Genomic DNA, 3627 nt, shown 5'->3' with positions numbered 1-3627 from the left:
CCAGGGCCAGGAACACCTGGGCTTCGGCCCGCTCTTCGGCCACCAGTACACCCACTGCTGGATCGACCTGCGCGGGATCAGCGACGCGTACATGCGGGAGCGCGGCACCGACTACTTCGAGAATTCGCGCCGGGCGACGCTGGCCCAGCACGCCTACGCGCTGGCCAACCCCGGCGGCTGGCGCGGCTACGGCGAGCGCCTCTGGGGCCTGACCGCCTGCGACGGGCCGGTCCATGGGCAGTTCGTCATCGACGGTCGGACGCGGAGCTTCGAGACCTACTGGGCGCGGGGCGCCTCGTTCACCGGCACGAACGACGACGGCACGATCTGCCCCTCGGCCGCCGCCTCGTCGCTGCCCTTCGCGCCGGAACTCGTCCTGCCGACGCTGATGGCGATGCGCGCCGACCACGGCGACCTGCTGTTCGGGCCGTACGGCTTCCGCGACGCGCTGAACCCCACCTTCGACCTGCGGGAGCGCGTCCAGCACGGCCGCGTGGTGCCGGGCCGCGGCTGGTACGACATCGACTACCTCGGCATCGACCAGGGACCGCTGCTGGTGATGATCGAGAACCACCGCAGCGGCCTGGTCTGGGACTGCCTGCGGCGCAACCCGCACGTGGTGCGCGGCCTGCGGGCGGCCGGCTTCACCGGCGGCTGGCTCGACGAGGCGGAGGACGATTCGTGAGTCGAGTCGTCGGCATCGCCGTCCTGCTGACGCTCTGTTGCGGCTGCGGCGGCGACGACGGCGGCGTCACGCTGCGCTTCTGGGCCATGGGCCGCGAGGGCGAGGTCGTGCGCGAGCTGCTGCCCGAGTTCGAGCGCGAGAATCCCGGCGTGCGCGTCGAGGTCCAGCAGATCCCCTGGACCGCCGCCCACGAGAAGCTGCTGACGGCCCACGTCGGGGAGGCCACGCCCGACGTCGCCCAGCTCGGCAACACCTGGCTGTCGGAGTTCGTCGCGCTGGACGCGATCGCGCCGCTGGACGCGCGCATCGCCGCGAGCGCGACGGTCGACCCGGCCGACCACTTCCCGGGCATCTGGGACACGAACGTGATCGAGGGCCGGCTCTACGGCGTGCCCTGGTACGTGGACACGCGCGTGCTGTTCTACCGCAGCGACCTGCTGGCCGCGGCCGGCCACCCCGACCCGCCGGCCGACTGGGAAGAGTGGCGCGCCGCCATGCGCGACGTGGTCGCCGCCGGCGGCGGCGCGCGCCGCTACGGGATCCTGCTGCCGCTGAACGAGTGGCCGCCGACGGTGATCCTCGGGCTGCAGGCCGGCTCCCCGCTGCTGGACGTCGAGCGCGGCTACGGCGCCTTCGCGCAGCCCGAGTTCCGCCGCGCCTTCGACTTCTACCTGAGCCTGTTCCGCGACGGCCTGGCGCCGCCGGTGTCCAACAACGAGATCGCGAACCTCTACCAGGAGTTCGCCCGCGGCACCTTCGCTATGTACATCACCGGCCCCTGGAACCTGGGCGAGTTCCAGCGCCGGCTGCCCGCCGAGCTGCAGGACGCTTGGGCGACGGCGCCGCTGCCCGGCCCCGAGCCCGGCGTCCCGGGCGTGTCGCTGGCCGGCGGCTCGAGCCTGGTGATCTTCAAGGACTCGCCCCACGCCGACGCCGCCTGGAAGCTCGTGGAGTTCCTGTCGCGCCCGCAGCAGCAGGCCCGCTTCTACGAGCTGACCGGCGACCTGCCCGCGCACAAGACGGCCTGGGAGATGACGGGCATCGCGGCCGATCCCCGCGCCCGCGCCTTCCGGACGCAGCTCGATCACGTGGTGTCGACGCCCAAGCTGCCGGAGTGGGAGCAGATCGCCACGCGCGTCTACGAGCGCGGGGAGACGGCGGTGCGCGGCGCGTCCACGCCGCAGGAGGCCCTGGAGGCCCTCGACCGCGACGTGGCGCGCATGCTGGAGAAGAGGCGCTGGCTGGCGCAGAGGGAGCGGCATCCATGAGATCGTCGCTCACGAACAGGTCGCCCCTCGAGAAGCGCCAGCTGCGGGCCGCGCTGTGGTTCCTGGCGCCGGCGCTGCTGCTGCTGCTGGTCTTCTTCTTCCTGCCGGTGGTCGCCGGGCTGCTGCTCGGGCTGACCGACTTCGACATCTACGCCATCGGCTCGCCGGGCAACGCCCGCTTCGTCGGCCTGGAGAACTACGCGCGCCTGCTCACGAACGACGTCTTCTGGCGGTCGCTGGGCAACACCCTGTTCTTCGTCGCGCTGGGCGGCCCGCTGTCGGTGGCCGTGTCGCTGGGCGCGGCGATGCTGGTCGACGCCAAGCTGACGCGCCTGCGCCCGCTGTTCCGCACCATCTACTTCGCGCCGGTGGTGACCACGCTGGTCTCGGTGGCGATCATCTGGCGCTACCTCTACCACCCGCGCTACGGCCTGCTGAACCACGTCCTGGGCCTGGTCGGCATCGGCCCGATCGACTGGCTCGGCGACCCGCACTGGGCCATGCCCGCCATCGTGCTGCTCGCGGTGTGGAAGAACTTCGGCTACAACATGCTGATCTTCGTGGCCGGTCTGCAGGCCGTGCCCGCGGAGCTGTACGAGGCGGCGTCGATCGACGGCGCCAACGGCCGGCAGCGGTTCCGCCACATCACGCTGCCGGGCCTCGCGCCCACCTTCCTGTTCGTCGGCGTCACCACGATGATCGGCTACTTCCAGGTCTTCGCCGAGCCCTACGTGATGACCCAGGGCGGCCCTCTGGGCAGCACGCGCAGCGTGGTGCTGTTCATGTACGAGGAGGGCTTCCGCTGGTGGCGCATCGGGACGGCGTCCGCGACGGCCGTGGTGCTGCTGCTGATCACCCTGGCGGGCGCGCTGCTGCAGTTCCGCCTGCAGAAGGAGCGGACATGAGCCGGCCCGGCGCGAGGTCGCTGCTGCTGCACGCGGCGCTGGTCGCCACGTCGCTGATCAGCCTGACGCCGCTGGGCTGGATGGCGGCGGCCGCCTTCATGCAGCCCGGCGAGGCCAACGCGCTGCCGCCGCACCTGCTGCCGCACGACCCCACGCTCCAGAACTTCGTCGCCCTGTTCACGCGCCTGGACATGGCCCGCGCCTTCCTCAACAGCGCGGTGATCACCGTGCTGGCGACGGTCCTGTCGGTCTTCGTCAACGCCATGGCCGGGTACGCCTTCGCCAAGCTGCCCTTCCCCGGGCGCGACCGCCTGTTCAAGCGGCTGGCGTCGGCCCTGGTGGTGCCCGCGCAGGTGGGCATGCTGCCGCTGTTCCTGCTGCTGCGCGAGCTGGGCCTGGTCAACACCTACGCCGGCGTGCTGGTCCCCTACATGGCCAGCATCTTCGGCATCTTCCTGGTGCGCCAGTACGCGCTGGGCGTCTCCGACGACCTGCTCGACGCCGCCCGCGTGGACGGCGCCGGCGAGTTCCGCATCTTCGCGGTCATCGTGCTGCCGGTCATCCGGCCCATCCTGGCGACGCTGGCGGCCTTCACCTTCCTGAGCGCCTGGAACGACTTCATGTGGCCGCTGATCGTGCTGAGCGACGGTCACATGGCGACGTTGCCGGTGGCGCTGGCCAGCCTGGTCGGCGAGCACGTCCAGGACACCGAGCTGATGATGGCCGGGTCGATGCTCACCATCCTGCCGGCGCTGGTGGTGTTCCTGAT

The 3627-nt window shown here is 71.5% G+C and carries 4 protein-coding genes; all 4 read left to right on the top strand.

The features are described 5' to 3' along the window. A partial coding sequence (locus Q7W29_11160; protein MDO9172375.1) for a glucoamylase family protein occupies positions 1-685 on the top strand: 685 nt, incomplete at its 5' end. Next, positions 682-1953: a sugar ABC transporter substrate-binding protein gene (locus Q7W29_11155; protein MDO9172374.1), complete on the top strand. Its 1272-nt coding sequence runs from the start codon at positions 682-684 to the stop codon at positions 1951-1953. The genes Q7W29_11160 and Q7W29_11155, both read left to right, overlap by 4 nt. Further along, positions 1950-2858, top strand: coding sequence for a sugar ABC transporter permease (locus tag Q7W29_11150; GenBank protein MDO9172373.1), 909 nt, complete (start codon positions 1950-1952; stop codon positions 2856-2858). Before Q7W29_11155 ends, Q7W29_11150 begins: the two co-directional genes overlap by 4 nt. Then, positions 2855-3627: carbohydrate ABC transporter permease (locus Q7W29_11145; GenBank protein MDO9172372.1), on the top strand; the 773-nt coding region annotated here is incomplete at its 3' end. The genes Q7W29_11150 and Q7W29_11145, both read left to right, overlap by 4 nt.

Source organism: bacterium (assembly GCA_030654305.1).
Taxonomy (GTDB): Bacteria; Krumholzibacteriota; Krumholzibacteriia; order LZORAL124-64-63; family LZORAL124-64-63; genus PNOJ01.
This window is presented reverse-complemented; position numbering and strand designations above follow the sequence as displayed.